The organism is Sinomonas humi (assembly GCF_000802235.1).
Taxonomy (GTDB): Bacteria; Actinomycetota; Actinomycetes; order Actinomycetales; family Micrococcaceae; genus Sinomonas; species Sinomonas humi.
Genome location: NZ_JTDL01000013.1, coordinates 1 through 24747, shown reverse-complemented (window position 1 = coordinate 24747; position 24747 = coordinate 1). Strand labels below are relative to the sequence as shown.

Below are 24747 nucleotides of genomic sequence, written 5' to 3'. Positions count from 1 at the left end.
ATCGCGCCGAGTGAGCGGCTTGGCTATTGGCCAGGCAGAGCCGGAGTTCACCGGGCCGGGGCGGCCGCCCCGGTGAGCAGCGCGGCGACGGCCGTTCCGGCGCGGAGTCCGTCGTCGAACGCGCGGACGGCGTTGAGCCCGCTCGCGTCCCGCGCTCCGCCGATGACCGTGTGCGGGACGCCCTCGCCGGCGAGTTCCGAGGCCAGGGTGACATGGGGTTCTTGGCCCGCCGCGAGGATGACCGTGTCGCCGGGGACGAGCTCGAGCGCGCCGTCCGCGTCGGTGATCTCGACGCCGTCGGCCGTGATCCTGCCGTAGACGACGCCGGTGAGCGTCCGCACGCCGGCGGCACGCAGTTCCGCGAGGACAGCCCAGCGCGTCGAGGGGCCGATCCCCGCGCCGATGCGCCCGCTCCGCCGCATGATCGTGATCTCCCGCTCGGGGTCGGCTTCGGCCAGCAGGTGGGCGAGGTCGACGGCGATTCCCCCGGCACCGATGATGGCAACCCGGCGGCCCACCGCCGAGGGCTCGGCGAAAGCCTGCCGGTAGTCCATGACGTGCCCCAGCTCCGCGCCGGCCACGTGCACAGCCCTGGGAAGGACGCCGGTCGCAACAACGACGTGCGCGTAACCCACCAGATCGGACGCCGCAGCATGCGTACCCGTGATCACCCGGACCCCGAGAGCGGGCAGGAGGTTCTCGAAGTACCGGATGGTCTCGAGGAAGTCCGCCTTGCCGGGTACGCTCCCCGCGAGCTGGAACTGGCCCCCGATTGCGTCGGCGGCCTCGTACAGGTCCACCCGCATCCCGGCTGCGGCCAGGGTCGCGGCGGCCTGGAGCCCAGCTGGGCCGGCTCCGACGACGGCGACCCGCCCCGGACGTTCGACGGAAGCCGTTGCCCCAGGCTCGTCGCTGGGCGCGGGCGCCTCAGGGAGTGGAATCGGCGGGTACTCGAGCTCGCGCCCGGCCCGCGGATTGACGAGGCACGAGACCGGTTCGTCCCCGAACGAGCGGTCGAGGCACGCCTCATTGCAGCCGATGCAGGTATTGACCAGCTCGAGCCGGCGCGCGCGGGACGTCGAGACGATCCGCGGGTCGGCAAGGAATGGGCGGGCCATCGCCACGAGGTCCGCATCCCCGCGCGCGAGGGCCTCGTCAGCGAGCGGAACCGAGTTCACCCGGTTCGAAGCGACGATCGGCGCCTCGAACCCCGCAGCGCGCACGGCCTCGCGCACGCGGCGGGCGACGCCGAGCCAGTGCCCGTGCGGCACGAGGGCCTGGACGGTGGGGACCGAGGATTCATGCCAGCCGATACCCACGTTGAGCGCGTCGGCTCCGGCGGCGACGAGGGCGACGGCGAGGTCATCGAGTTCTCGGTCGCTGCTTGAGCCCTCCATAAGGTCCGTGCCCGAGGTCCTCACGATGACCGGGAAGTCTGCGCCCACCGCGTCACGCACCGCGCCCAGTACGGCGAGCGGGAAGCGGCGCCGCCGCTCGGCGTCGCCGCCCCACGCATCGTCCCGCAGATTGGTGAGCGGGGAGACGAACTGGTTGATGAGATAGCCCTCGGACGCCATGATTTCGACGGCGTCGAAGCCGAGTTCTCTTGCTCGGAGCGCTCCCGCCGCGAAGTCCGCGATGGTGCGTTGGATCTGCTCCTCGTCCATCGCCTCCGGCTCGCAGCGTGAGAAGCGGCTGTAGACGGACGACGGCGCGAGCGGCCTGAGTCCGAATGTCGCCTCGAACGCGTACCGGCCCGCGTGGAAGAGCTGCAGCGCCAGGTGGCCGCCGGCCTCGTGGACGGCGGTCACGGCGCGGGCGAGGGCCGGGGCGGACTCCGGCTCGTTGACGAGCGCGTAGGTCCGGCCCCCCGCACCCTCCCGGCTGACGGCGGCGCCGCCGGTGATGATGAGGTCGGCACCGCCGAGCGCGCGTTCGCGGTAGAACTGGGCGAGCGCGGCCCCGCCGTCGTCGGTCCGCTCGAGGTTGAGGTGCATTGAACCCATGACGATCCGGTGCTTCAACTCGAGCGTGCCGATGTGCACCGGCGTGAACGCGCGCGCGGTCATCAGCGGGTGGGCCGTTCGGGGATGCTGATCGGCTCGCTCGTCTCGTGGAAGTAGGGAGGGGCGGCAACTGTCATGCCGCCGTCGACCACGAGGGTCTGCCCGGTGATGTAGTCCGAATTGGGCGAGAGGAGGAACTCGATCGCGTTCGCCATGTCCGCGATGGTGCCCGGCCGCCCCTTCGGGATCTTGGCGATGACCGTATCCATCGGAGCCTGCCCGGGCACGTTGTAGAAGTACTCGAGCGAGTCGGAATCGATGAGGCCGCCGTTTACGGCGTTCACGTTGATGCCGTACGGGGCGAACTCCACCGCCATGTAGCGGACGAAGGATTCGATCGCGGCCTTGTAGGAACCGAGCGCAGCGTACGTCGGGAACGCGCGGTGGCTGCCGTAGCTGGTGACTGCGACGATCCGGCCGCCCTGGTCCATGAGCTTGACCGCCTCCTCGCTGCCGAGGACGAACGGGCGCACGTTCATGGCGTAGGAGCGGTCGAGGTGGTGCGTGCGCAGCTCCATGACGCGCTTGAACGCGGCAGCGGCAGCATTGTTCACGAAGTAGTCGAGCCGGCCGTACGTCTCCGCGACGGTATCGAACAGGCGGACGATGTCCTCGGGATTCTCGACGTCGGCCTGGACGGCGATGCCGTCGCCGCCGAGCTCCTTGAGCCGCTCGACGACGTCCTCGGCGAGGCCCACGTTCTTCTTGTAGTTGACGACGACCTTCGCGCCGCCCGAGGCGAGCTGTTCGGCGAGCTGCCGCCCGATGCCCCGGGAGGCCCCTGTGATGAGGGCGATCTTGTCTGCGTGGACCTTCTCCGTCACTTCGACTCCTTCACGGCGGCGCGGCGGAACACGTCCCGCGCCACGACAGTCTTCTGGATCTCGTTCGTGCCCTCCTCGAAACGCTGCGCCCGGGCGTCCCGGTACACGCGTTCGATGGTCTGGGTCTTCCAGTACCCGAGTCCACCATGGACCTGCAGGGCCTTGTCCGTCACGCGCGTGAGCATGTCGACGGCGGTCATCTTGGCCATGGAGGAGAGCGCGCTCGCGGTTTCACGGCCTTCCTGCCACTGCTCGGCCGCGTGGAGCACGAGGGCCTTCGCGGCCTCGATGTCCGCCTCGTTCTCGGCAATCTGGAACGCGATGGCCTGGCGCTCGGCGAGCTGCTTGCCGAACGTCACGCGGCGCAGGGCGTACTCGACGGCGAGCTCCTGGGCGCGCTCTGCGAGGCCCACGCAGCTCATCGCCACCGAGATGCGGCTCGGCGTGAGGAAGCCTCCGAGGGCGACGGCGAGGCCCTCGCCTTCCTCGCCCAGGCGGTTGGCCACGGGAACGGGGGTGTCGGCGAAGACGAGCTCGGCGTGGTCCGTGCCGCGCACGCCCATGGTCTCGGACGTATCGATCACGGTGGCGCCCGGCGCGTGCCGGTCGACGAGGAGCGCGACGGTGCCGTGCTTGCCCGTGCTGCCCTCGAGCCGGGCGAACAGGAGCCAGTAGTCACACCTGACGCCGAAGGTGATGAGGTGCTTCCGGCCGGTGAGGTAGTAGGTGTCGCCCTCGCGCCGGACGGTGCTCGTGATGTCCGCGCCGGTCCCGTTGCCGGGCTCCGTTAGGGTGAAGGCCACCTTGATGTCGCCCGCGACCGAGGGCTTGATGAAGCGATCGCGCTGAGCCTCGTTCGCGAACGGGTTCATGGCGCGCCACGTGCCGTTCACGACGTGCACGATCATGCGCACCGACGCGTGCGAGCGGGAGAAGATCTCCATGAGGCCCATCCACTGCACGAAGCTCAGCCCGCGCCCGCCCAGCTCAACGGGAGCGGCGAGGGAGAGGAAGCCATGTTCCTTGAGCTCGGTCCACAGCTCCTCGGGAACCTCGCCGGAGGCCTCGATGCGCTCCGCCCAAGCCTCGCCCGGCCCCCTCACCCAAGCATCGACGTCGGACTTGAGCTGCTCGTACTCTGCCTCGGGGAGCGCGCTTCCTCGCCCGTCGAGACTGATGCTGGTGATGGTCACTTGCTTCCTCCCTGGTCTGTCCGCTGAGGCGTCAGGTTCCTTGCCCGATCCCGCAGCAGGTACTTCTGGATCTTGCCCACCGCGTTGCGGGGGAGGGCGTCCACGATTTCGAGCCGCTCCGGCCAGTAGTGCTTGGAGACCTGGTGCGCGTCCAGATACTCCTGCATCTCCTTGAACGTGAGCGTGCCGTCCGCCGCCGGCACCACGAACGCGCACGCGCGCTCGCCGAGCCGCTCGTCGGGGATGGCTGCGAGGGCAACGTCCTCGACGAGGGGGTGCTCGAACAGGAGCTGCTCGATCTCGGCCACCGGGATCTTCTCGCCGCCGCGGTTGATGACGTCGCGGACCCTGCCGGTGATGCGCAGGAAGCCAGCGTCGTCGATGATGCCGAGGTCACCGGTGCGGTACCACCCGTCCTCGGTGAACGCGGCGGCCGTGAGATCCGGCCGGTCCAGGTAGCCCTCGAACATTGTCGGGCTGTTGAGTTCGAAGTTCCCCTCGACCCCGGACGGGAGGGGCTGGCCGTCGTCGGTCACGATCCGGAGCTTCACGCCCTCGAGCATGCGCCCGTCCGTTCCCCACATCTTGACCGGCTCATCGCTCGGGGTGGCGAGGGCGCCCAGGCACGTCTCAGTCGTGCCGAACGCGCCGCACACTGCGGCGCCGAGCACCCTCGTGGCCCGCTCGGCGAGCGCTCGCGGCACGGCGGCGCCGGTCGCGACGAAGATGCGGAGGCTCTCGGGCACTTGGCCAGTCTCCTCGACCTTCTTGACGAGGTCCATGAGGAACGGCGTGGCCGCCTGCACGAACGTCGCCCGCCAGCCCTGCATCGCATCGAGTGCACGCTGGGGGTCCCACACTTCCTGGACCACCTGAGGTGCACCGAGCACGAAGGCGAGCCACATGCCGTAGAGGAAGCCGGTCTGGTGTGCGAGCGGAGAGGGGATGTAGATCGTGTCGTCGCCCGTGAGCCCTAGGTGGCGGGCCTCCATGGCGGCGGCCCGGCTCAGCACGGAATGCCGCTGCAGGACGCCCTTCGGCTCGCCCGAGGTGCCGGACGTGAAGAGGAGCTGGGCGTGCACCGAGGCGTCGGGTGCGAGGGCGTCGAGGGCATCTCGGTCGACGACGACGCCGGCGAGCGCTTCGTCCCAGTCGTGCCACTGCGGTCCGTTCTCACCGGTGCCTTGACCTGCGGTGCCCACGTTCGCTGCGTCGTCGTCGGAGATGACGACGACGTGCCGCAGCGCAAGCGGGAGGCCCGACCCGCCGTCGTCCTCGCCCTGCAGGATCGAGGCGAGCTCCTCGGCGTGCCGGCGCCCGCGGAAGGACGAAGGAAGGATGATGACGCTCGCCTGCGACCGGCGGAGCGCGAAGGAGACTTCGCGCTCGCGGAAGATCGGCATGATCGGTGCGATGACCGCCCCGATGCGAGCCGCGGCGACGGCGCATCCCACGAACTCCGCGCGGTTGGGCAGCTGCACCGCAACGCGGTCGCCCGCCTGGACGCCGAGCTTGGTCAGGAGCATGGCGATGCGGTCGGCGCGTTCGTCGAGTTCAGCCCACGTGCGATGCTCGGTCACGCTGGGGCGAATGGCGACGACGGCGCTTGCGTTGGGCTTCTCGGCGGCCCATCGCCGGACCCAGTCAGAAGCCGGAACGGCGGCCGCGGTGTCGACGTCGCGCTGCGTGGCGATGCGGTGGAGGTTGTCGCGGGAGGCGCGCGCCGCTGGCTTCTTGGGCTCCGGGCGCCTGACGGGCCCGTCCTCGACCCGCATGGAAAGCCCGAGCGAGTTCATGGCCGTGAGGAATTCGGGGTACGAGATCCGGTAGGCGTTCGGGTAGGTGAGCGTCGAGCGGCCCTCGGCCGCGGAGGCGGCGACGGCGAGTGACATGAGGACGCGGTGGTCGTTGAACGAGGAGAGGTCGGCGGCGACGAGCCGACGCACCCCGCGGACGCGGAGGTCGTTGCCGTCGATGCGGAGGTCCCCGCCCATGCTGTTGAGCTGCAGCATTGCCGCCACGCGGTCCGATTCCTTGAGGCGAACGTGGGCGACATTGCGGAAGACGCTCTCGCCGTCGGCATACGTCGCGAGCGTGGAGAGGATCGGCAGCATGTCGGGGACGGTGCGGCAGTCCACCTCGATGGGGGAGAGACGCAGCCCGTCGTGCTTGACGCGCACGGCGTCCACTGAGGGGTCGTACGCCATCGGCAGGCCCATGGCGCTCACGATGTCGAGGAAGTCCGACTCAGGGTGGTCCGACTCGCCGGCGCTCGTCTTGCGCAGGCCGTGCAGGACGACGTCGGCGGGCTGGAGGGCTGCGGCGGCCAGCCCGAAGGCTGCCGAGCCAATGTCCGGCGGCATCACCAGGTCCGTGGGGACGGGGACCTGGTTGGGCTCGATCTCGTAGTGGCGCCAGTCCTCGGAGACGTTCACGTGGAGGCCGAACTGGCGCATCATGCTGACCGTGAGCTCGATGTAGGTGCGCTCGTTGAACTCACCCTCGACCGTGATCGTTGTCGGGCCCGTCGCGAACGGGGCGAGCAGGATGAGCCCGGAGATCCACTGGGAGAGGGTGCCTGCGATGTGGACGTCGCCCCCGGTGGGACGCTGGCCCCGGACGCGGATCGGCGGGCAGTCGTCGGGCGAGGAAACGTCCGCGCCCATCTGCCGCAGGGCGGCTAGGAGGGGGCCGATGGGGCGGCGCTGGAAGTACTTCTGGCCCGTCACGACGACGTCGGATTCGCTCAGTGAGGCGAGGCCGACCATGAAGTACAGGGTGGTGCCGGAGCTTCCGGCGGAGACCGACTCGCGCCGCGGGCGGTAGGGGCCGCCCTCGACGACGAAGGTATCGCCGACGACGTCGATCCGGGTGCCGAGTCCGCGGAGGAGCCCGACGGTGTATTGGACGTGGCGGGCGTCCGTGAGCCCCCGGATGCGGCTGACCCCGGGTGCGAGGGACGCGAGGATGAGTGCTCTGTGCGCGTGGTATTTCGAGTTGGGGACGAGTACCTCGCCCTTGACGGGCGCGGCCGTTCCTAGGACGGAGAGATGCATGGGTGTGCCCTTTGCGGTGAGGCCGCAGAGGTTCCGGAGCCCCCGCAGCATTCAATTAGGATCCCTAATGACTTTCCGTAACTGAAACTAGTAAGGAAGCCGCAAGATAGGCAAGTGTTCATCCGCATCGTGGTCGAACTTCTTCCGTAGTCTGGACTCGACTACTCTTCGGGCTTGAGCCCGGCCCTTCGCGCTTGGTCGAGCGGGGGCCATCTTCCGCGGATTTCTCTTATCCGCCGATCTCTGGCACACTAGATGAGTTGTTCAAGCGCTCCTTCGTGTCCCGATCCGGATAATGCCGGGTGCAGGGTCCAAGCTGGAGCCCAAATATGACCCACCTCCGCAGAGAAGCTACGGGTATGTGCGTGTGCAAGTTGCGACACGCCCGACCGCGGGGGTCGGAGGGCCGGCTGATTGAGGAACCCGGGGATGCCCGGATTCAGTCAGTGCGGCCTGTGGTGGCCTCGACCTTGAATGCCTCGGCAGCCACGGATAGCTGAAACCGAACAGTGCACATGACTGAATGCGAGTTGAGGATATGGCGGGACAGAAGATCCGCATCCGGCTGAAGTCGTATGACCACGAGGTCATCGATACTTCGGCTCGGAAGATCGTTGAGACGGTCACGCGCGCAGGCGCAACGGTGGTCGGCCCCGTGCCGCTGCCCACGGAGAAGAACGTTTACTGCGTCATCCGCTCTCCGCACAAGTACAAGGACAGCCGCGAGCACTTCGAGATGCGCACGCACAAGCGGCTGATCGACATCATCGATCCGACCCCCAAGGCCGTCGATTCGCTTATGCGCCTCGACCTGCCCGCGGACGTCAACATCGAAATCAAGCTCTAGTAGGGAGGTGCTGAGAGAACTATGACCGCAACCCGCAACGTCAAGGGCCTGCTGGGCACGAAGCTCGGCATGACCCAGGTCTGGGACGAGAACAACAACGTCATCCCCGTCACTGTCGTCAAGGCCGACACGAACGTCGTGACTCAGCTTCGCAACGCTGAGACCGACGGCTACGTGGCCGTTCAGATCGGCTACGGCCAGATCGATCCCCGCAAGGTCACCAAGCCGCTCGCCGGCCACTTCGAGAAGGCCGGGGTCACCCCGCGCCGTCACCTCGTCGAGGTCCGCACCGCGGATGCAGAGACCTACTCGCTCGGCCAGGAGCTCTCGGTCGAGCAGTTCGCAGCCGGCCAGAAGATCGACGTCGTCGGCAAGACCAAGGGCAAGGGCTTCGCCGGCGTCATGAAGCGCCACGGCTTCGCCGGTGTCTCCGCCTCGCACGGTGCCCACAAGAACCACCGCAAGCCCGGTTCCATCGGTGCTTGCGCCACCCCGGGCCGCGTCTTCAAGGGCCTGCGCATGGCGGGCCGCATGGGCAATGAGCGCCAGACGACGCTCAACCTCACGGTCCACGCTGTCGACGCCGAGAAGTCGCTGCTCCTCATCAAGGGTGCCCTTCCCGGGCCCCGCGGCTCGGTCGTCCTCGTCCGCACCGCTGTGAAGGGAGCCTGAACTCATGGCTAACGCAACTGTGAATGTCGATCTCCCCGCCGAGATCTTCGACGTCCAGACCAACGTGCCGCTGCTGCACCAGGTTGTCGTCGCCCAGCTGGCCGCTGCACGCCAGGGCACGCACAAGGTGAAGAACCGTGGCGAGGTCTCCGGCGCTGGCCGCAAGCCGTTCAAGCAGAAGGGCACCGGCCGCGCCCGTCAGGGTTCCGTCCGCGCTCCGCACATGACCGGCGGCGGCGTCGTGCACGGCCCGACCCCGCGTGACTACTCGCAGCGCACCCCCAAGAAGATGAAGGCTGCCGCGCTCCGCGGTGCCCTCTCGGACCGCGCCCGCAACGGCCGCATCCACGTCGTGGAGACGCTTGGCGGAAGCGAGAAGCCGAGCACGAAGGGCGCGATCGCGACCCTCAAGTCCATCACCGACCGCAAGAACATCCTTGTCGTTCTCGAGCGCGCCGAGGAGAACGCAGCCCTCTCGGTCCGCAACCTCCCCGAGGTCCACGCGCTCTACGCCGACCAGCTCAACACGTACGACGTGCTGGTCTCCGATGACGTGGTGTTCACCAAGGCGGCCTTCGACGCGTTCGTCGCCGATCGGGCGCCCAAGAACGAGGAGACCTCCAAGTGACTGCATCGAGCTACAAGGATCCGCGCGACGTCATCATCGCACCGGTCGTCTCCGAGAAGAGCTACGGCCTGATCGACGAGGGCCAGTACACCTTCCTGGTGGACCCCCGCTCCAACAAGTCCGAGATCAAGAACGCGGTGGAGCAGATCTTCTCCGTCAAGGTTGCGTCCGTGAACACGGCGAACCGTGAGGGCAAGCGCAAGCGCACCAAGTTCGGTTGGGGCCAGCGCAAGGCAACCAAGCGTGCCATCGTCACTCTCAAGGACGGCAGCACGATCGACATCTTCGGCGGTCCGCTCGCCTGAGCGGAGACCACTTTAACGAGGAACAGGTAAATGGGAATCCGTAACTACAAGCCGACTACCCCGGGCCGCCGCGGCTCGAGCGTGGCCGACTTCGCAGAAATCACGCGTTCGACGCCGGAGAAGTCCCTGGTTCGTCCGCTCCCCAAGAAGGGCGGCCGCAACAACACGGGTCGTATCACCACTCGCCACAAGGGTGGTGGGCACAAGCGTCAGTACCGTCTGATCGACTTCCGCCGCCACGACAAGGACGGCGTCAACGCCCGCGTCGCGGAGATCGAGTACGATCCGAACCGCACCGCGCGCATCGCCCTCCTCCACTTCGTGGATGGCACCAAGCGCTACATCATCGCGCCGAACAAGCTTGCCCAGGGTGACTTCGTCGAGTCCGGTCCGGACGCCGACATCAAGCCCGGCAACAACCTGCCGCTCCGCAACATCCCGGTCGGTACGGTCATCCACGCCGTCGAGCTCCGCCCGGGTGGCGGCGCCAAGCTCGCCCGCTCCGCGGGTGCCTCGGTGCAGCTCGTCGCCAAGGAGGGCAAGTACGCCCAGCTCCGCCTGCCGTCGGGCGAGGTCCGCAACGTCGACGTCCGCTGCCGCGCGACCGTCGGCGAGGTCGGCAACGCCGAGCAGTCGAACATCAACTGGGGCAAGGCCGGCCGCATGCGTTGGAAGGGCGTCCGCCCGACCGTCCGCGGTGTCGCGATGAACCCGATCGACCACCCGCACGGTGGTGGTGAGGGCAAGACCTCCGGTGGTCGTCACCCGGTCAACCCGAACGGCAAGCCCGAGGGCCGCACCCGCCGCCCGAACAAGGAGAGCGACAAGCTCATTGTCCGCCGTCGTCGTACTGGCAAGAACAAGCGATAGGAGCCTGGACACATGCCACGCAGCCTGAAGAAGGGTCCTTTCGTTGACCAGCACCTCTTTGTGAAGGTCGCCCGGGAAAACGATAAGGGCACCAAGAACGTCATCAAGACCTGGTCCCGCCGCTCGATGATCATCCCCGACATGCTCGGGCACACGATCGCCGTGCACGACGGCCGGAAGCACGTCCCGGTCTTCATTACCGAGTCGATGGTCGGGCACAAGCTCGGCGAATTCGCCCCGACGCGGACTTTCCGCGGCCACGTGAAGGACGACAAGAAGGGCAAGCGCCGCTGACCCTGCCGCATGGCAGAGGAAGCAGTGCTTGAACTTCGAGAAAGAGAAGGAAAGCAATGGAAGCCAAGGCAATTGCGCGCCATATTCGCGTAACGCCGATGAAGGCCCGGCGCGTCGTCAACCTTGTTCGTGGCAAGCAGGCGAATGAGGCTCTGGCAATCCTGAAGTTCGCCCAGCAGGCGGCTTCGGAGCCGGTCTACAAGGTGGTCGCCTCCGCGATGGCCAACGCGCGCGTCCTGGCCGACCGTGACGGTCTGGCATTCGACGAGAGCGATCTCTACATCAGCGAGGCGTTCGTCGACGAGGGTCCGACCATGAAGCGGTTCCAGCCGCGCGCCCAGGGCCGCGCCTACCGCATCAAGAAGCGCACCAGCCACATCACTGTGGTCGTGGCGACCCCCGAGAACGAGGAGGCCCGCTAAATGGGACAGAAGGTCAACCCGCACGGGTTCCGACTCGGCATCACCACTGACCACGTCTCGCACTGGTTTGCCGACAGCAACAAGCCCGGTCAGCGCTACAAGGACTTCGTCCGCGAGGACGTCAAGATCCGCAAGCTCATGACCACCGGCATGGAGCGCGCCGGCATCGCCCGCGTCGAGATCGAGCGCACCCGCGACCGCGTCCGCGTGGACATCCACACGGCGCGTCCGGGCATCGTTATCGGCCGTCGCGGCGCCGAGGCCGACCGCATCCGTGGCGAGCTCGAGAAGCTCACCGGGAAGCAGGTCCAGCTGAACATCCTCGAGGTCAAGAACCCCGAGATCGAGGCTCAGCTCGTCGCGCAGGGCATCGCGGAGCAGCTCTCGAGCCGCGTCGCGTTCCGCCGCGCCATGAAGAAGGCCATGCAGTCGGCGCAGCGCGCCGGTGCCAAGGGCATCCGCGTGGCCTGCTCCGGCCGTCTCGGCGGCGCCGAGATGTCCCGTTCCGAGTTCTACCGTGAGGGTCGCGTGCCGCTGCACACCCTTCGCGCGAACATCGACTACGGCTTCTACGAGGCCAAGACGACCTTCGGCCGCATCGGCGTGAAGGTCTGGATCTACAAGGGCGATGTGACGTCCAAGGAGCTGGCTGCCCAGGCCGCCGCTGCTCCGTCGTCGCGCGGCCCCCGTGGTGACCGCGGCGATCGTCCCGGCCGCCCGGGCGGTGGCGAGCGCCGTCGTCGTCCGGCTGGCGACCGCCAGCCTCAGGCTGCAGCCCCGGCTGAGGCGACTGAGGCTCCGGCCGCTGAGGCTGCTCCGGCAGCGGAAGGAGGAGAGGCTTAAATGCTTATCCCGCGTCGTGTAAAGCACCGCAAGCAGCACCACCCGGGTCGCTCGGGCGCTGCCACCGGCGGCACGAAGGTCAGCTTCGGCGAGTTCGGCATCCAGGCCCTTTCCCCGGCCTACGTGACGAACCGTCAGATCGAGGCCGCTCGTATCGCGATGACCCGTTACATCAAGCGTGGCGGCAAGGTCTGGATCAACATCTACCCGGACCGCCCGCTCACCAAGAAGCCGGCCGAAACCCGCATGGGTTCCGGTAAGGGCTCGCCGGAGTGGTGGGTTGCCAACGTCAAGCCGGGCCGAGTTCTCTTCGAGCTCGCCGGCGTGAACGAGGACGTGGCGCGCGAGGCGCTGCGCCTCGCCATGCACAAGCTCCCGTTGAAGGCGCGCATCGTGCGTCGCGAAGGTGGTGAATGAGAATGGCAGTCGGTTCGAAGGACCTGACCGCTGAGAAGCTCGACCAGCTGGACAGCGAGCGCCTCCTCGAGGAGCTCAAGAAGGCGAAGGAAGAGCTGTTCAACCTCCGCTTCCAGTCGGCCACGGGCCAGCTTGAGAGCCACGGCCGCCTCGGCGCCGTGAAGAAGGACATCGCCCGCATCTACACGGTCCTCCGTGAGCGCGAGCTCGGCATTCGTGTTGAGCCCACGTCCACTGTCGAGGACGCGAAGGACGCGAAGAAGTCCAAGAAGGCTGCCAAGGCCGAGAAGGCTTCTGAGGCAGAGACTGAGACCTCCGAGGCTGAGACCGAGGAGGCCAAGTGAGCGAGGAGAACAACGTGACGCAGAACGCCCCCGAGGCGGCGGCCGAAGAGCGTGGCCACCGCAAGACGGCCCGCGGCTACGTCGTGTCCGACAAGATGGAGAAGACCATCGTCGTCGAGGTCGAGGATCGCGTGAAGCACTCGCTCTACGGCAAGGTCATTCGCCGCACGAGCAAGCGCAAGGCCCACGACGAGAACAACACCGCCGGCATCGGCGACCTCGTTCTCATCGCGGAGACCCGCCCGCTGTCCGCCACCAAGCGGTGGCGCCTCGTGGAGATCCTCGAAAAGGCCAAGTAGGCCTTCCTGGTTCTCGCACCAAGTGGCCCGTCCCTCCCAAACGGAGGGGCGGGCCACTTCCCGTTTCGGGTACGCCAACTCCCGCCTTTTTGCCATTGCGGGTACGCCAACTCCCGCCTTTTTGCCGTTGCGGGTACGCCAACTACCCCCTTTTCGCCGTTTCGGGTACGCCAACTACCCCCTATTTCGGCTATTCGAAGCACTGCGTTCCTAGCGGCATTTGACGCACGACGCCGAGGGCGGACTTCGCCGTCAGCCTCGCCTTCAGAGTTGGGGGAGTTGGCGTACCCGAGATGGGGTGGTGGGGGGGGTGGCGTACCCGAGATGGGGCGGTGGTGCTGCTGTCAAGTGGGGTCGCCGTTTCGTGCTACGATATTGAGCTTGTACGGCTGCATTCGGCGTGCCTTCCTCAGGTTCTAAGGGCCTGAACGAGCGGACCGCCAGCGGGCGTGCAGTACCTCGTGAACCATCGTGCCACCGCATAATGCCCTCCCACGTGCCCAAGCACGGGCGTATCGGAAGGGGTCCATTGCCTCTGGCACGGTGATTCAGGCCCGTACTGGCAACATCCAGACGGGTCGAGAGACACCCCGACAATCCGTTCCGCAAGGCTCGGCGCAGGCTTCATCGCGATCAGAGAACCAGCGTGACGTAAGGAGTAAAAGTGATTCAGCAGGAGTCGCGGCTCAAGGTCGCCGACAACACGGGTGCGAAGGAAATCCTGACCATCCGCGTTCTCGGTGGTTCTGGCCGCCGCTACGCAGGTATCGGCGACGTCATCGTCGCCACCGTCAAGGACGCGATCCCTGGCGGCAACGTCAAGAAGGGCGACGTGGTCAAGGCCGTCGTCGTCCGCACGAAGAAGGAGCGCCGCCGCGCGGATGGCTCCTACATCAAGTTCGATGAGAACGCAGCAGTCATCCTCAAGAACGACGGCGACCCCCGTGGCACGCGCATCTTCGGCCCGGTCGGCCGCGAGCTGCGCGACAAGAAGTTCATGAAGATCGTCTCGCTGGCTCCGGAGGTGCTCTGACTCATGGGCGCAAAGATCAAGAAGGGCGACCTGGTCCAGGTCATCACCGGTTCCAAGCAGGACAAGGGTGGTGACAAGGGCAAGCAGGGTAAGGTCCTGAAGGTGTTCCCCGAGACGGGCCGCGTGCTCGTCGAGGGCATCAACCGAGTCACCAAGCACACCAAGGTCGGCCAGTCGCAGCGCGGCACCAAGACCGGCGGCATCGAGCAGGTCGAGGCCCCGATCCACGTTTCCAACGTGGCTCTCGTGGACCCCGAGACCAAGAAGCCCACCAAGGTCGGCTTCCGCGTCGAGACCGTGGAGAAGGACGGCCGTCAGAAGACAGTGCGCGTCCGCTACTCCAAGGCCACTGGGAAGGACATCTGATGACTGAGACTGTCGATACTCCGGTCAAGATCGTGCCCCGTCTCAAGGCGAAGTACGCGGATACCGTCAAGGCCTCGCTCCAGGACGAGTTCAAGTACGCCAACGTCAACCAGGTCCCGCGCCTGGTCAAGGTTGTCGTGAACATGGGCGTCGGCGACGCCGCCAAGGACTCGAAGCTCATCGAGGGCGCTGTGCGCGACCTGACCCTCATCACGGGCCAGAAGCCGCAGGTTACGAAGGCACGCAAGTCGATCGCCCAGTTCAAGCTCCGTGAGGGCATGCCGATCGGCGCCTTCGCAACGCTTCGCGGCGACCGCATGTGGGAGTTCGTGGATCGCCTCGTGACCCTCGCGCTGCCCCGTATCCGCGACTTCCGCGGCCTGAGCGGCAAGCAGTTCGACGGCAACGGCAACTACACGTTCGGTCTCACCGAGCAGGTGATGTTCCACGAAATCGATCAGGACAAGATCGATCGCCCCCGCGGCATGGACATCACGGTTGTCACGACCGCCAAGACCGACGACGAAGGCCGCGCGCTGCTCAAGGCGCTGGGCTTCCCGTTCAAGACCGAAGACTGAATCACTACGTGACAGGTCCGCGCAGCTCCGGGGCTAAAGCCCAGGACGGCGCGGAAACCGTCATGAGGAAGGGCACGAGCCCACATGACTATGACTGATCCCGTCGCAGACATGCTCACCCGTCTGCGCAACGCCAACTCGGCCTACCACGACGAGGTTGCCATGCCTTCGTCGAAGCTCAAGGTTCGAGTTGCCGACATCCTCAAGGCCGAGGGCTTCATCGCCGGCTGGAAGGAAGAGGACGCCGAGGTCGGCAAGAAGCTGACCCTTACGCTCAAGTTCGGTCCGAACCGCGAGCGTTCGATCGCGGGCGTCCGCCGCATCTCCAAGCCGGGTCTCCGCGTGTACGCGAAGTCCACGAACCTCCCGCACGTGCTGGGCGGCCTCGGCATCGCCATCCTGTCCACCTCTTCTGGGCTTCTGACTGACCGTCAGGCTGCCAAGAAGGGCGTGGGCGGCGAAGTCCTCGCGTACGTCTGGTAAGGGAAGGAAGGAAGAAGATATGTCCCGTATTGGACGTCTCCCCATCACCATCCCGTCCGACGTCGAGGTGAAGATCGACGGCGCCGTTGTCACCGTCAAGGGCGGCAAGGGCGAGCTCACGCACACCGTGGCGACCCCGATCGAGGTCAACCTCGAGGACAGCACGCTCTCGGTGACGCGCCCGAACGACGAGCGCCTCTCGCGTTCGCTGCACGGCCTCACCCGCACGCTCCTCGCCAACATGATCGAGGGCGTGACGAAGGGCTACGAGAAGAAGCTCGAAATCGTCGGCACCGGTTACCGTGTGCAGGCCAAGGGCTCGGACCTCGAGTTCGCGCTCGGCTTCTCCCACCCGGTCACCGTGTCTGCCCCTGAGGGCATCGCGTTCACCGTCGAGGGCCCCACGAAGTTCACCGTGTCCGGCATCGACAAGCAGCGCGTCGGCGAGGTGGCTGCCAACATCCGCAAGCTGCGCAAGCCTGATCCCTACAAGGGCAAGGGCATCCGTTACGCCGGCGAAGTTGTCCGCCGCAAGGTCGGGAAGGCTGGTAAGTAACCATGGGTCTGAGCATCAACAAGAAGCGTCCGGCCAAGTCGCGCAACGCGTCTCGCTCGCGTCGCCACATCCGCCTCCGCAAGCGCGTCGTCGGCTCTGCCGAGCGTCCGCGTCTCGTGGTCACGCGTTCCTCGCGCCACGTGTTCGTCCAGGTTGTCGACGACGCCAAGGGCATCACCGTCGCGTCGGCCTCCACGCTCGAGGCTGACCTCCGCGCGTTCGAGGGCGACAAGACGGCCAAGGCCAAGCGCGTCGGCGAACTTGTCGCCGAGCGTGCGAAGGCTGCCGGTGTCGAGTCCGTCGTGTTCGATCGCGGCGGCAACAAGTACCACGGCCGCGTTGCTGCGATTGCAGACGGCGCCCGGGAAGGCGGGCTGGCACTGTGACCGCTGAGAACAACGAGAAGGACAACGTGTCTGAGAATGTGACCGAGGGCGCCGCTGAGGCTGCCGCTCCCGCCAACGAGGACCGCCGCGGCGGTCGTCGTGGCGAGGGCCGCGGTCGTGGCGACCGTGGCGGCCGCGGCCGCGACGGTGGCCGTGACGCCGAGAAGAACCAGTTCGTCGAGCGCGTCGTAACCATCAACCGCGTTGCCAAGGTCGTCAAGGGCGGCCGCCGCTTCAGCTTCACCGCTCTCGTGGTGGTCGGCGATGGCAACGGCACCGTGGGTGTTGGCTACGGCAAGGCCAAGGAAGTTCCCGCGGCCATCGCCAAGGGCGTCGAGGAGGCCAAGAAGTCCTTCTTCCGCGTCCCGCGCGTCGGCACGACCGTTCCGCACCGCGTGCAGGGTGAGGCCGCCGCCGGCGTCGTCATGCTGCGTCCGGCTGCTCCGGGTACCGGTGTTATCGCCGGTGGTCCGGTGCGCGCCGTCCTCGAGTGCGCCGGTATCCACGACGTGCTGTCGAAGTCCCTCGGCTCGTCGAACGCGATCAACATCGTGCACGCGACGATCGAGGCGCTCAAGGGCCTCGAGGAGCCGCAGGCTGTGGCCGCGCGCCGCGGCCTTGCGCTCGAGGAGGTCGCTCCGGCTGCTCTCGTGCGCAACCTCGAGAACCAGAAGGCAGGTGCATGAGTCATGGCGAAGAACCTGGCTCCCTCCGACGCCACGTTGGAGATCACCCAGATCAAGGGCGTCATCGGCGCCAAGCAGAACCAGCGCGAGACGCTGCGCTCCCTGGGCCTCAAGCGCATCGGTCACACCGTCGTCCGCAAGGCCGACGCCGTGACGGTGGGCATGATCAACACGGTTCCGCACCTCGTGAAGGTTGAGGAGGCGAAGTAATGGCTGAGAACGAAACCGAGCGCAAGACTCACGCGCTCAAGGTCCACCACCTGCGTCCCGCCGCTGGTGCCAAGACCGCGAAGACCCGCGTGGGTCGCGGTGAAGGCTCCAAGGGCAAGACCGCCGGTCGTGGCACCAAGGGCACCAAGGCCCGTTACCAGGTGCGTGCGGGCTTCGCGGGTGGGCAGCTTCCGCTGCACATGCGCCTGCCGAAGCTCCGCGGCTTCAAGAACCCGTTCCGGGTCGAGTACTCGGTTGTCAACCTCGAGCGGCTCGTCGAGCTGTTCCCCGAGGGTGGCACCGTGGGTGTCGAGGAGCTCATCGCGAAGGGCGCCGTCCGCAAGAACCAGCCCGTCAAGGTGCTGGGCAACGGCGACGTCACCGTGAAGCTCGACATCACCGCGCACGCGTTCTCGACGTCCGCCGCCGAGAAGATTGCCGCCGCCGGCGGCTCCACGACCGTCCTCTGACGATCCCCGGAGTCCAACCGACGCTGTGAGCGGAAGGCCCTCGTCGCCGTCGTGAGTTAAAACCACGACGGCGACGGGGGCCCTCTGCGTTAAGGCGAGTCGGAGCTACGGGGGGAAAGCACGGGCACGACGGCGGCGGGGCCCTTTTCGTGCCCCTGCAACCCCGGCGCAGCCGCCGGAATTATCTCGTCCGGGCGCCGGGCAGTTAGACTCGGTAGCTGTACCATGCTCGCTGCATCCTCTGCGCGAGCCCCACACACCCTACGTTCCTCGTGATCGGGGAGGAGAAGCGTGCTTTCTGCCATCGTCCGGGCTTTCCGTACGCCGGACCTGCGGCGCAAGCTGCTGTTCACGCTGGGCATCATTGCCATCTTCCGTCTGGGCGCGTTCATCCCCTCCCCGGGGGTCAACTACAGCAACGTCAAGACATGCCTCTCGCCGCTCGTGAGCGGGCAGGACCAGCAGCAGGGCATTTACCAGCTCATGAACCTGTTCAGCGGCGGCGCGCTGCTTCAGGTCTCGGTGTTCGCGCTCGGCATCATGCCGTACATCACGGCGAGCATCATCGTGCAGCTCCTCCGCGTGGTGATCCCGCGGTTCCAGGAGCTGTACGACGAGGGTCAGGCCGGGCAGACGAAGCTCACGCAGTACACGCGGTATCTCACGATCGCCCTTGGCCTGCTGAACGCGACGACGCTTGTCTCGCTCGTGCGCTCGGGGCAGCTCTTCCCGAACTGCCAGCTGCAGATCATCCCTGATCAGAGCATTGTCACCACGATCCTCATCATCATCACCCTCACGGCCGGCACCGGCCTGATCATGTGGATGGGCGAGCTCGTCACCGAGAAGGGCATCGGCAACGGCATGTCGCTGCTCATCTTCACCTCGATTGCGGCCAACTTCCCGTCGTCGCTCGGAGCGATCTGGTCCTCCAAGGGCCCGGGGACGTTCTTCATCGTGCTCGTGATCGGCCTCGTCACGATGGCCCTCGTGGTCTTCGTCGAGCAGTCCCAGCGCCGCATCCCGGTCCAGTACGCGAAGCGTATGATCGGCCGGCGCACGGTAGGCGGCACGACCACCTACATCCCGATCAAGGTGAACATGGCAGGTGTCATCCCGGTCATCTTCGCCTCGTCGATGCTCTACCTGCCGGCGCTCGTGGCCCAGTTCAACACTCCGAAGAACGGCTCGAACATCCAGCCGTGGGTCGAGTGGATCAACAACAACCTGACCAAGGGCGACCACCCGGTCTACATGATCATCTACTTCATCCTGATCATCTTCTTCACATACTTCTATGTCGCGATCACCTTCAACCCTGAAGAGGTCGCCGACAACATGAAGAAGTACGGCGGCTTCATCCCCGGCATCCGTGCTGGGAAGCCGACTGCGGACTACCTGCAGTACGTACTTTCGCGCATCACGCTGCCGGGCTCGCTGTACCTCGGCCTCGTTGCCCTCATTCCGCTGATCGCCCTCGTGCTGGTTCAGGCCAACACGAACTTCCCGTTCGGCGGGACGTCGATCCTCATCATGGTCGGCGTCGGCATCGAGACGGTCAAGCAGATCGATGCACAGCTCCAACAGCGACACTACGAAGGACTCCTGCGATGACGAGAATGCTGCTCATTGGCCCCCCTGGTTCTGGCAAGGGAACTCAGGCCGAACGGATCTCCGACCGACTTGGCATCGTGGCCATCTCAACCGGGGACATCTTCCGCTTCAACGTCAAGGAGCAGACTCCGCTCGGCATCGAGGCGAAGAAGTACATCGACGCTGGCGACTTCGTCCCGGACAGCGTGACGAACAGCATGGTTCGTGACCGCCTCGCCCAGGACGACGCCCGCGAGGGCTTCCTGCTCGACGGCTACCCGCGCACCGTCGCCCAGGTCGAGTACCTGGACGACATCCTCGCCGAGACCGGTCTGCAGCTGGATGTTGTCCTCCAGCTCACTGCCGACGACGAGGAGCTCGTCCACCGCCTGCTGGGCCGGGCCAAGGAGACGGGCCGCAGCGACGACAACGAGGGCGTGATCCGTCACCGCCTCGAGCTCTACCACACGCAGACGGAGGCCGTCGTGTCCCGCTACGACGAGCGCGGGATCCTGACGAAGGTCGACGGCATCGGGGCTATCGACGAGGTCACCGAGCGGGTTCTGGCCGCCATCAAGAACGGGGCTGCGGACCTGGCCTGAGCCGGGATCCGGGCCCGCCGGACAATTGACGACGGCGCCGCTCGTCCGCCTGCCGACCCGGCACTGAGCTGGGGGTGGCAGCGCGGGTGGGGTGGCGCCGTCGTCCGCTTTCTGTGAGAGGAAACCTGTGATCGGGCAGCGGAAGATCGAGTACAAGAACAACGGGCAGCTCCGCATCATGGCCGAGGCTGGGGTGCTGCTGAGCCGTGCGCTCGACGCCGCGGTTGCGGCTGTCGCGCCGGGAGTCACCACCGACGAGCTCGACGCGGTTTTCGCCGAGGTCGTCGACGCGGCCGGCGCCCAGTACAACTTCTTGGGCTACTTCGGCTACCCGAAGCACATCTGCGTCTCCGTCAATGAGGAAGTGGTGCACGGCATCCCGGGGCCGCGGACGCTCAAGGAGGGGGACATCCTCTCGATCGACGGCGGATGCATCGTCCGCGGCTGGAACGCCGACTCCGCCCGTACCGCGATCGTGGGGGAGGGCGATCCTGAGGACCGGCGCCTTTCCGAGATCACGCGTCTGGCGATGTGGCATGGCATCGCGGCGTTCGGGAAGGGCTCGCACGTCGGCGACATCGGGGACGCGATCGATGACTTCGTGACCGCGCAGACGGGCGCGCCGCTTGGGATCCTCGAGGACTACGTGGGGCACGGGATCGGCTCGGAGATGCATATGGCCCCGGACGTCCTCAACTACCGCACTGGGCACCGCGGCCCCAAGATCAAGCCCGGTCTGGCGCTCGCGATCGAGCCAATGCTCGTCCGCGGCTCGATCGAGACGCGCGTGCTCGACGACGAGTGGACGGTCGTGACGACCGATGCCTCCCGCTCGTGCCAGTGGGAGCATTCTGTGGCGCGGCACGAGCGCGGGATCTGGGTGCTCACCGCGGAGGACGGCGGCGCATCAGAGCTCGAGCCGCTCGGCGTCACCCCGGTGCCCATCCCGGCGTAGGCGCTCGCAGCCCCTAAGATGACCGAGGGATGCCATCGGCGTAAGGGGACCTGTGGGGCGTGAGGCGGAGACCGTGAGGGAGGAGCGCGAGCAGTTCGCGCCGCCTCTTCCCGCATGGGTGTCCGAGCTCGTCGGTTGGGTTGCCGCCCTGCTCCTGGCCCTCCTCGCTGTGGGCCACATGGCGGCCACCGACAGGTCGTGGATGCTCTTCTACGATTCCGAGACCGTCCTGCCGGCGCTCGTGCGCGGTTCAGTGATGGCTGGGCAGCCGCAGGATTGGGCGCTTTCCGCGGTCCTCTTCATCCCTGAGATGGGGGTGTACTGGGCCCTTGCCGCGCTTGGGTTCGGGGTCAAGGGGACCTTCATCCTCAATGCCGTGGTGAACTTCCTCCTGCTCTATGGGTCGTTTCGGCTGCTGAGCGGCCTCGTGCGGCCCGAACGCCCCCGGAGTCGTCGCATCGTTGGGGCTTTGGTGGCGTTTGCAGCGACGGTATTCCTCACCTTTCTCGAGAATTCATCTCGCTGGGACTCGTTCGAAGTCGTTTCTCTCCTAGCTACTGGGACGTTCTACGGCACGACTGTCCTCGCGTCCGTCCTCTCGACCGGGCTGGCCGCACCTCTGGCCGTTCCGCGAGCGTCGTTGGCGACGCCCCGCCGTCGTGCGGTCCTCGAAGTCGCCCTCCTTGTGATAATCGCTGTCGCGACGTTGACTAATCCACTGATTCTGGCTTGGGAAGCAGTACCCCTGGCGTTCGTCTTCGCGCTCCTCGCCCGTCGGCGCGTCACTTCGTGGAAGTTGGCCGGGCGCCTCGGCGCAGTTCTGACCATCGGTGCGCTATTTGGTCTCATCGCGAGGATTCCGTTCGCGTCGCTCATCACGAAAGACGGGCCGGCCTATGCAAAGCCCAGTGCAGCCGCGGGGGCCGGGCTCTATTTCCTCAAACAATTCTCGGATTTGGCATCAACACCTGCTGGCACGGTCGAGATGGGCTTCGTTGTCGCGCTGATCCTGTTTGCGGTCATCGTGTTCCGCAGTTCGACGAGAGATGGGGACGTGCGGACGGCTGTCCTAGCGGGAATGGCGTGGGCGGCCCCGCTGGTGGTGGTTGTCGGAATGGTGGCGCTGGGAGGGGTGGGAACGCGATATTTCCAGCCCATCTTTTTCGCTCCGCTCTGCCTTCTCGTCCTTGTGCCGGAACTTCTCGCCCGGCGGACGCTCGGCGTGCACTGGCGGAGGGCGCGCGTCTTGGTCGCATCGATAGCCGCCGTGTGCCTTGTAGGTTCAGGGCTCGTTGCGCTCACGCTGCGCGATTCTGCCGAGGCGATGAACCCTGACATCGGCTGTGTGGACGCGTGGATTGCTTCGAGCCATAGAACGGGCGGGGGGCGCTTCTGGACAATCCGCGGACCGAAGGCCTATCTGAGGGACCCGGGGCAACTCATTCAGGTGGACAAATCGTTCGGCGCTTATCAGTGGCTTACCAACCGTACCGACTATGCGACGAAGAACGTTTCATTCGTTCTGAGCGACACCGAGTATCCGGCCCCGGCACTTCCGGTAGGGGTCGAGAACGACCCACGCCAGACCATTAGATGCGGCCGCTACACAATCACCGACTTCGTCTCACCCGTGCTCGTCATTGGGCCGGCAAGCACCAACCCGGTTCCCTGAGGTGGCTTGCGGGGAATTCCCCGCAGCCGTGGCACGTTCGCCACAGACGTGAAGGCGATGACGTATGAACGATTCGGAAATGCAGATGTCCTCGAACTGAAGGAAGTTCCCGACGCCCACCCGGGCTCGGACTCGGTGCTCGTCCAAGTGAAGGCCGCGAGCATCAACCCCGTCGACTACAAGGTCCGCCAAGGCCACCTCAAGGGGCTCATCGATACCGTCTTCCCCGTGATCCCCGCCTGGGATGTGTCCGGCGTCGTTGTGAAGCCGGGTCTGGACACCCCTGAATTCGAGGTGGGCGACGAGATTCTGGCCTACGCCCGGAAGGACTTCATCTCGAATGGGACGCTCGCGGAACTCGTCGAGGTCCCCGTCCGGACGGCGGTCCACAAGCCGAAGGAGCTGAGCTTCGAGGAGGCGGCGGCGCTGCCTCTCACCGGCCTCACCGCGCTCCAGACCGTCCGCCGCGCCGGAGTCTCCGCTGGCCAGCGGGTGCTCATCCATGCGGCTGCGGGAGGGGTTGGCTCTTTCGCTACCCAGCTCGCTGTCCTCGCGGGCGCGCGCGTCGTCGGGACGGCTTCTGAGCGGAACCACGAGTACCTTCGCTCGCTCGGTGCGGAGCCGGTCACGTACGGAGACGATCTCGTCGAGTCAGCCAGGGCCCTTGCGCCGGAAGGCTTCGACGTCATCCTCGACTTTGCTGGGCACTCGGCGATGCAAACGGTCCCGGACCTTCTCCGCGACGGCGGCATCGTCGCTTCGATCACCGACCACCGCGCGCGTGACGTGTACGGCGGCCAGTACGTGTGGGTTCGCCCCGACCGGGCCAATCTTGCCGAACTCGCAGGCCTTGCCGCTCGGGGGAGCCTGAAGATCGAGATCGCCGAGGTCTTTGACCTCGCTGAGGCCGCCGAGGCCTACCGAAAGCTCGAGACTGGGCACGTCCGCGGGAAGATCGTCGTGCGGGTCTGATTCCTAGGACTCTCAATCGCGGACGACGGCGCCGCTCACCGAAAGGCGAGCGGCGCCGTCGTTCTCGGGTACGGCGGTTCACGCCGTGAGCTTCGGCTTTACATCCTTTTCGTAGATGCCTTGGAGCGTTTTCTTGAGGTCCGCCATCGTTGCCTTGACGTCGCCCTGCTGGGTGACGATCTTCGCAACTGATTTCGCCATCTCCTGGTCGGCCCCCGGGAGGAACACGCGCGCGTTGTCCTGGACCTTTGTCACGGCGAGCTGGTCGATCGCCGTCTGGATCTGAGGCGTCTTCGCAAGTATCGAGGTCATGTCGGCCGACTTCCGGACTGGCATGTACCCCGTCGCGGCAGAGAAGGCGGCTGTGTTCTCGGGCTCTCCCATGAACTTTATGAACATCGCTGCGGCCAGCTGCTGCTCTCTGGAAATCCCCGAGGGGATGCCAAGGCCTGCGCCGCCCGTGGGGCACACATTCGTGCTCGCCTTCGGGCCTCCGGGGAGGAAGCCTACGCCGACGTTGAACTTGGCGTTCTTGAGGATGCCGACGAGTGAGCCCGTCGAGGAGATGGTCGTCGAGGTGATTCCCGCGGAAAAGTCATCGGCTGAGTCCTTGGAAGAGACGCCGGCCCACTTGCCCTTGTAGACCGAGTCCTGCACCCACTGCAGTGCGGCGGCCGCGTCGGGGGAGTCGCATGTGATGTCCCAGCCGTTCGACCAGCCGGAGCCCCAGCCCCACAGGTTGTTCTGCAGGGTCCAGCCTGCATAGCCCGCGAGGGCGGGATACATGTACGCGTACTGCGCACCGGCCGCCGTCTTGAGCTGCGGAGCCCATTGCGCGAACTCGTCCCAGATCTTGGGCGCACGGTCCGGGAGGGGACTGTCCGAATAACGGTGGGTTCGGTTTGGCCCATGGTTAGTTGATGCGGCCTTCGAAGGCGATCGCGAAGGCGTTCAGTGCCGGCTTCCAGCGTGTGGCCCAGCGTGCCCTGCCGCGCCCAGTGGGGTCAAGGGACCGGGTGACGAGGTACAGGCACTTCAGGGCCGCCGCGTCGTTGGGGAAGTGGCCTCGGGCCCTGACTGCGCGCCGGTAGCGTGCGTTGAGGGA

At 66.5% G+C, this 24747-nt stretch carries 30 protein-coding genes and 1 pseudogene; 25 read left to right on the top strand and 6 right to left on the bottom strand.

The features are described from left to right. Positions 1-47: 47 nt before the first annotated feature. From LK10_RS00940 to aroA, 4 genes are read right to left on the bottom strand one after another with little or no spacing between them, the layout of a single operon-like run. A complete protein-coding gene (locus tag LK10_RS00940) occupies positions 48-2069 on the bottom strand; it encodes an oxidoreductase (RefSeq protein WP_043119400.1) in 2022 nt (673 codons plus the stop codon). Beyond that, a complete protein-coding gene (locus LK10_RS00935) occupies positions 2069-2890 on the bottom strand; it encodes an SDR family oxidoreductase (RefSeq protein WP_043119399.1) in 822 nt (273 codons plus the stop codon). Before LK10_RS00935 ends, LK10_RS00940 begins: the two co-directional genes overlap by 1 nt. Next, on the bottom strand, positions 2887-4083 hold the full coding sequence (locus LK10_RS00930; RefSeq protein WP_197061819.1) for an acyl-CoA dehydrogenase family protein: 1197 nt from the start codon (positions 4081-4083) through the stop codon (positions 2887-2889). The genes LK10_RS00935 and LK10_RS00930 overlap by 4 nt, the downstream gene beginning before the upstream one ends. Further along, positions 4080-7139, bottom strand: coding sequence for a 3-phosphoshikimate 1-carboxyvinyltransferase (gene aroA, locus LK10_RS00925; protein ID WP_043119437.1), 3060 nt, complete (start codon positions 7137-7139; stop codon positions 4080-4082). The genes LK10_RS00930 and aroA overlap by 4 nt, the downstream gene beginning before the upstream one ends. A gap of 538 nt (positions 7140-7677) precedes the next feature. Here aroA and rpsJ point away from each other — a divergent pair. The 25 genes from rpsJ to LK10_RS00800 all read left to right on the top strand — a co-directional run bounded on the left by rpsJ (position 7678) and on the right by LK10_RS00800 (position 23642). Further along, positions 7678-7986: a 30S ribosomal protein S10 gene (gene rpsJ / locus LK10_RS00920; RefSeq protein ID WP_043119398.1), complete on the top strand. Its 309-nt coding sequence runs from the start codon at positions 7678-7680 to the stop codon at positions 7984-7986. Between the two features lie 21 nt (positions 7987-8007). Next, positions 8008-8658, top strand: a complete 651-nt coding sequence (gene rplC, locus LK10_RS00915; protein ID WP_043119396.1) for a 50S ribosomal protein L3 — start codon at positions 8008-8010, stop codon at positions 8656-8658. Between the two features lie 4 nt (positions 8659-8662). Then, on the top strand, positions 8663-9286 hold the full coding sequence (rplD, locus tag LK10_RS00910; protein ID WP_043119395.1) for a 50S ribosomal protein L4: 624 nt from the start codon (positions 8663-8665) through the stop codon (positions 9284-9286). Beyond that, entirely contained in the window at positions 9283-9591 is a 309-nt protein-coding gene (gene rplW / locus LK10_RS00905) for a 50S ribosomal protein L23 (protein WP_043119394.1), read from the top strand. The genes rplD and rplW overlap by 4 nt, the downstream gene beginning before the upstream one ends. Before the next feature lie 30 nt (positions 9592-9621). Next, positions 9622-10461, top strand: a complete 840-nt coding sequence (rplB, locus tag LK10_RS00900) for a 50S ribosomal protein L2 (protein ID WP_043119393.1) — start codon at positions 9622-9624, stop codon at positions 10459-10461. Positions 10462-10473: 12 nt separating this feature from the next. Then, complete coding sequence (gene rpsS / locus LK10_RS00895; protein WP_043119392.1) at positions 10474-10755, top strand: 30S ribosomal protein S19; 282 nt, start codon at positions 10474-10476, stop codon at positions 10753-10755. A gap of 56 nt (positions 10756-10811) precedes the next feature. Beyond that, positions 10812-11177, top strand: a complete 366-nt coding sequence (gene rplV, locus LK10_RS00890) for a 50S ribosomal protein L22 (protein WP_043119391.1) — start codon at positions 10812-10814, stop codon at positions 11175-11177. Then, positions 11178-12020, top strand: a complete 843-nt coding sequence (gene rpsC, locus LK10_RS00885) for a 30S ribosomal protein S3 (RefSeq protein ID WP_043119389.1) — start codon at positions 11178-11180, stop codon at positions 12018-12020. Then, positions 12021-12437 carry a 50S ribosomal protein L16 gene (rplP, locus tag LK10_RS00880; protein ID WP_043119388.1) on the top strand — a complete coding sequence of 139 codons (417 nt, stop codon included), beginning with the start codon at positions 12021-12023 and terminating at the stop codon, positions 12435-12437. Between the two features lie 2 nt (positions 12438-12439). Then, positions 12440-12781, top strand: a complete 342-nt coding sequence (rpmC, locus tag LK10_RS22795; protein ID WP_043119387.1) for a 50S ribosomal protein L29 — start codon at positions 12440-12442, stop codon at positions 12779-12781. Further along, positions 12778-13080 carry a 30S ribosomal protein S17 gene (gene rpsQ / locus LK10_RS00870; RefSeq protein WP_052206802.1) on the top strand — a complete coding sequence of 101 codons (303 nt, stop codon included), beginning with the start codon at positions 12778-12780 and terminating at the stop codon, positions 13078-13080. The genes rpmC and rpsQ overlap by 4 nt, the downstream gene beginning before the upstream one ends. A gap of 664 nt (positions 13081-13744) precedes the next feature. Then, positions 13745-14113 (top strand): 50S ribosomal protein L14, encoded by a 369-nt coding sequence (rplN, locus tag LK10_RS00865; RefSeq protein WP_043119386.1) that lies wholly within the window; start codon positions 13745-13747, stop codon positions 14111-14113. Between the two features lie 3 nt (positions 14114-14116). After that, entirely contained in the window at positions 14117-14479 is a 363-nt protein-coding gene (gene rplX, locus LK10_RS00860; RefSeq protein ID WP_043119385.1) for a 50S ribosomal protein L24, read from the top strand. Continuing rightward, positions 14479-15057, top strand: a complete 579-nt coding sequence (gene rplE / locus LK10_RS00855) for a 50S ribosomal protein L5 (protein WP_043119383.1) — start codon at positions 14479-14481, stop codon at positions 15055-15057. Before rplX ends, rplE begins: the two co-directional genes overlap by 1 nt. Before the next feature lie 84 nt (positions 15058-15141). Continuing rightward, positions 15142-15540, top strand: coding sequence for a 30S ribosomal protein S8 (rpsH, locus tag LK10_RS00850; RefSeq protein ID WP_043119382.1), 399 nt, complete (start codon positions 15142-15144; stop codon positions 15538-15540). A 19-nt stretch (positions 15541-15559) separates the two neighbouring features. Next, the gene (gene rplF, locus LK10_RS00845) at positions 15560-16096 is read left to right on the top strand and encodes a 50S ribosomal protein L6 (RefSeq protein ID WP_043119380.1); all 537 of its coding nucleotides are present in this window, start codon (positions 15560-15562) and stop codon (positions 16094-16096) included. Between the two features lie 2 nt (positions 16097-16098). After that, entirely contained in the window at positions 16099-16482 is a 384-nt protein-coding gene (gene rplR, locus LK10_RS00840) for a 50S ribosomal protein L18 (protein ID WP_043119378.1), read from the top strand. A gap of 38 nt (positions 16483-16520) precedes the next feature. Next, positions 16521-17168, top strand: coding sequence for a 30S ribosomal protein S5 (gene rpsE, locus LK10_RS00835; protein ID WP_052206807.1), 648 nt, complete (start codon positions 16521-16523; stop codon positions 17166-17168). A gap of 3 nt (positions 17169-17171) precedes the next feature. Continuing rightward, on the top strand, positions 17172-17378 hold the full coding sequence (gene rpmD / locus LK10_RS00830; RefSeq protein WP_043119375.1) for a 50S ribosomal protein L30: 207 nt from the start codon (positions 17172-17174) through the stop codon (positions 17376-17378). Further along, positions 17378-17848 carry a 50S ribosomal protein L15 gene (rplO, locus tag LK10_RS00825; protein WP_043119373.1) on the top strand — a complete coding sequence of 157 codons (471 nt, stop codon included), beginning with the start codon at positions 17378-17380 and terminating at the stop codon, positions 17846-17848. The genes rpmD and rplO overlap by 1 nt, the downstream gene beginning before the upstream one ends. A gap of 291 nt (positions 17849-18139) precedes the next feature. Continuing rightward, positions 18140-19462: a preprotein translocase subunit SecY gene (gene secY / locus LK10_RS00820; RefSeq protein ID WP_043119371.1), complete on the top strand. Its 1323-nt coding sequence runs from the start codon at positions 18140-18142 to the stop codon at positions 19460-19462. Then, a complete protein-coding gene (locus LK10_RS00815; RefSeq protein WP_043119370.1) occupies positions 19459-20043 on the top strand; it encodes an adenylate kinase in 585 nt (194 codons plus the stop codon). The genes secY and LK10_RS00815 overlap by 4 nt, the downstream gene beginning before the upstream one ends. Before the next feature lie 127 nt (positions 20044-20170). Continuing rightward, positions 20171-20998 (top strand): type I methionyl aminopeptidase, encoded by an 828-nt coding sequence (map, locus tag LK10_RS00810; protein WP_043119368.1) that lies wholly within the window; start codon positions 20171-20173, stop codon positions 20996-20998. 73 nt (positions 20999-21071) lie between these two features. Next, the gene (locus LK10_RS00805; RefSeq protein WP_156143972.1) at positions 21072-22670 is read left to right on the top strand and encodes a hypothetical protein; all 1599 of its coding nucleotides are present in this window, start codon (positions 21072-21074) and stop codon (positions 22668-22670) included. 48 nt (positions 22671-22718) lie between these two features. Next, a complete protein-coding gene (locus LK10_RS00800) occupies positions 22719-23642 on the top strand; it encodes an NADP-dependent oxidoreductase (protein ID WP_043119367.1) in 924 nt (307 codons plus the stop codon). A gap of 78 nt (positions 23643-23720) precedes the next feature. Here LK10_RS00800 and LK10_RS00795 read toward each other — a convergent pair. Together LK10_RS00795 and LK10_RS00790 are read right to left on the bottom strand one after the other, a co-directional pair. After that, positions 23721-24518, bottom strand: a pseudogene (locus LK10_RS00795) (extracellular solute-binding protein); the annotation flags it as partial. Positions 24519-24555: 37 nt separating this feature from the next. Then, positions 24556-24747 (bottom strand): transposase (locus tag LK10_RS00790; RefSeq protein WP_043119365.1); only part of this gene is annotated, 192 nt, incomplete at its 5' end.

Bases quoted from the DNA above. Each gene is read 5' to 3' on its own strand.
- rplD (WP_043119395.1), top strand. From the start codon at position 8,663: ATGGCTAACGCAACTGTGAATGTCGATCTCCCCGCCGAGATCTTCGAC.
- rpsJ (WP_043119398.1), top strand. From the start codon at position 7,678: ATGGCGGGACAGAAGATCCGCATCCGGCTGAAGTCGTATGACCACGAG.
- rplP (WP_043119388.1), top strand. From the start codon at position 12,021: ATGCTTATCCCGCGTCGTGTAAAGCACCGCAAGCAGCACCACCCGGGT.
- rpsS (WP_043119392.1), top strand. From the start codon at position 10,474: ATGCCACGCAGCCTGAAGAAGGGTCCTTTCGTTGACCAGCACCTCTTT.
- rplE (WP_043119383.1), top strand. From the start codon at position 14,479: ATGACTGAGACTGTCGATACTCCGGTCAAGATCGTGCCCCGTCTCAAG.
- LK10_RS00815 (WP_043119370.1), top strand. From the start codon at position 19,459: ATGACGAGAATGCTGCTCATTGGCCCCCCTGGTTCTGGCAAGGGAACT.
- rpmC (WP_043119387.1), top strand. From the start codon at position 12,440: ATGGCAGTCGGTTCGAAGGACCTGACCGCTGAGAAGCTCGACCAGCTG.
- rpsC (WP_043119389.1), top strand. From the start codon at position 11,178: ATGGGACAGAAGGTCAACCCGCACGGGTTCCGACTCGGCATCACCACT.
- rplB (WP_043119393.1), top strand. From the start codon at position 9,622: ATGGGAATCCGTAACTACAAGCCGACTACCCCGGGCCGCCGCGGCTCG.
- aroA (WP_043119437.1), bottom strand. From the start codon at position 7,139: ATGCATCTCTCCGTCCTAGGAACGGCCGCGCCCGTCAAGGGCGAGGTA.
- rplO (WP_043119373.1), top strand. From the start codon at position 17,378: ATGGCTGAGAACGAAACCGAGCGCAAGACTCACGCGCTCAAGGTCCAC.
- rplR (WP_043119378.1), top strand. From the start codon at position 16,099: ATGGGTCTGAGCATCAACAAGAAGCGTCCGGCCAAGTCGCGCAACGCG.
- rplX (WP_043119385.1), top strand. From the start codon at position 14,117: ATGGGCGCAAAGATCAAGAAGGGCGACCTGGTCCAGGTCATCACCGGT.
- rplC (WP_043119396.1), top strand. From the start codon at position 8,008: ATGACCGCAACCCGCAACGTCAAGGGCCTGCTGGGCACGAAGCTCGGC.
- rpsH (WP_043119382.1), top strand. From the start codon at position 15,142: ATGACTATGACTGATCCCGTCGCAGACATGCTCACCCGTCTGCGCAAC.
- rplF (WP_043119380.1), top strand. From the start codon at position 15,560: ATGTCCCGTATTGGACGTCTCCCCATCACCATCCCGTCCGACGTCGAG.
- rpmD (WP_043119375.1), top strand. From the start codon at position 17,172: ATGGCGAAGAACCTGGCTCCCTCCGACGCCACGTTGGAGATCACCCAG.
- LK10_RS00940 (WP_043119400.1), bottom strand. From the start codon at position 2,069: ATGACCGCGCGCGCGTTCACGCCGGTGCACATCGGCACGCTCGAGTTG.
- rplV (WP_043119391.1), top strand. From the start codon at position 10,812: ATGGAAGCCAAGGCAATTGCGCGCCATATTCGCGTAACGCCGATGAAG.